Genomic DNA, 2,280 nt, shown 5'->3' with positions numbered 1-2,280 from the left:
CGCTCAGCTCGCTAGCGCTGAAATCGATTTGCTCGAAGAAGGCTATCCCAGGCAGTCCATCAGCAGCCAGTATCTCTCTACCTATCGACGGCTGATTCTAGAGGCAATCGAAGCCGGTAAGCTGACCCTGACTGAGCAAAATTCTTACCTGAAACACTGGCAAAAACTCGATGGCTCTGATTCTGGCACCAGCCGCGAGCACTATGCGCTCAAGCATCTCAAGTATGACCAGGCAACCTATCAAACACTTAGACAGTCCACCACCGCTAACAACAACCGCCGTCAAGACAGCTTGCAGGTCATTCCTTTGCAGCGCTATCTGGGTCAGGTTGTCAGTCTGCTAGAGGCTAAGGATGAACGTCTGCTAGCGATCGCCATCGCAGCCCTGACCGGACGCAGACACACAGAGGTGATTAGCAAGGGCAGCTTTGAACTGACTGCCTATCCCTACGCGCTCCACTTCAGCGGTCAGCAAAAGAAGGCACAGCCCCTCTCTTTCGATATCTTGACCCTGATTCCAGCCAAAGACTTACTGCCTGCTATCGAGCGCTTCCGCCAGCTCAAGGCGATCGCACCACTGGTCAATGCTGAAGCCGCTCATGATGATCCTCGCATCGATGCCCTCAATACTCGCATCAACCGTCAGGTCAGAAAGTATTTTCAACAGACAGAAATTGTCCCTGTGCCCGAAGGCTTCAAGACTGTCTCTATTCACCGGCTGCGCGGCATCTACGGCGCGATCGCTATTCACTTCTTCTGCCCCGAATGGCAGCATGAACATCGCTTCTTACAGCACTACCTGGGCCATGTCTTGGAAGGCAAAGTCACCCCCAACTCCAGGGCCACTGACCACTACTTTCACTACCGGCTAGCCAGACCAAATGGCGAGCTGATTCGAGCGCGGGGGGTCAAAATCGCCGCTAACGGTCTGCCGCCGCTACCTAGCGAAACACCCTCATCTCCAGAACCTTCACCACTTACTCAAACCACAATGCCTCCTGCAAGTACAACTCAGACTTCTCTCTACACCAGCGATGTCGATCGCCTGCACAAACTCGCCGCCCAGCTCGGTGAACATGGCAACAGTGCTGAGGCCCTACGCGCTGTGCTGGGCCAAGCTGAAGCTAACTGGAAGCAGCAACAGCAAACGCCTCAGCTTCAACCCGATGCCCTCGAAGCGATCGCTCATCAAGCTGCGACTCTCCGCTGGCTGACTACCGAGCTAGAAACCCTTAGAGCAGAAAACAAACAGCTCAAACAGCAGGTTGACTCTGGCGGTACAAATGAGCCTCACCGGGAGCTGACAAAGAAGATTGAACACCTGCAACAGCAGAATGCTCAGCTTCAGCAGCAGCTGCAGCAGTTCGATGCGATTCGACAGGCGTTCTTAGGCACCTCCACGCAAGCACCCCCGCAAACACAGGAAACACAGCAATCAGACGACAGCTCTACTCAGCCGACCCTGGAACCGCAGCCAGCTGAAACTAGAGCCAATAGTGCCAAAGATAGAGCTAAGGCTATCTTCAACGCCATCTCTCAATGGAACCAGCAGCATCCTGACGATACTTACGCCATCAATGCCGGACTCTTGGAACGCGAATTTGGCATCAACCGTAAAGCTGCTAAGACATTCATGGATGAGGAAAAAGAAGCCATTGAACAGCTCCATCAGATAGGAGGTGTTGACAATCCCTCCTATCACAACCGGGGTAAAGACTCGACTGAACAATTCGTGAAGTTCGTAGAGAAGGAGCAACCATAGGGCAATTGCTGATACAACCTGACAAAAAAACGCCAACTTGTTGAGTAGTTCATCGCCCAAGGCAACCAGCTACCAGGTCTCGATGCACTACCAACCAAGATCGCGGCTTAGTATCGCTCATCTTTCAAGAATGCTCAGTTGCCTGCCTCCTGCTCAGAGAGCATAAATAGGTTCTATAGATATAGAGAGGATTGCCCGAATTGATTAAGCCAGATCGTAGATGAAGTGCCCATATCTACTGCAAAATGCTGACGGTGTAGATCCAGTAAATTGAGCAGCTAAAAGTTTTTTCTGTACCACTCAGGTTGAAAACAATCACTTCAGTGCTTTCACTGATTGTAAACCAGCTATAGCAGCTGGTTTCCGTATCCCTGCTGAAGTGTTTCTTAAATTGGGTTTCTGTAGTTAGAGCAGCAGGGTTAAACTCAAATTTTCAACTCCTGAAACTGTATTTTTTAGGTAAAAACAACATGTTCTATCACCTAAAAAAGCGGGCATCATACATCAAGCATCAGCCT

The 2,280-nt window shown here is 50.8% G+C and carries 1 protein-coding gene; it reads left to right on the top strand.

Features of this window, described 5'->3' with window-relative positions; genetic code table 11:
* A partial coding sequence (locus tag QJQ48_RS27780) for a protelomerase family protein (protein WP_346294452.1) occupies positions 1 to 1,762 on the top strand: 1,762 nt, incomplete at its 5' end.
* Positions 1,763 to 2,280 lie beyond the last annotated feature (518 nt).

Source organism: Sphaerothrix gracilis Ecp01 (genome assembly GCF_030405905.1).
Classification (GTDB): domain Bacteria; phylum Cyanobacteriota; class Cyanobacteriia; order Phormidesmidales; family Phormidesmidaceae; genus Sphaerothrix; species Sphaerothrix gracilis.
The sequence above is the reverse complement of the archived record's forward strand: the minus strand, read 5'-3'. Positions and strand labels throughout refer to the sequence as shown.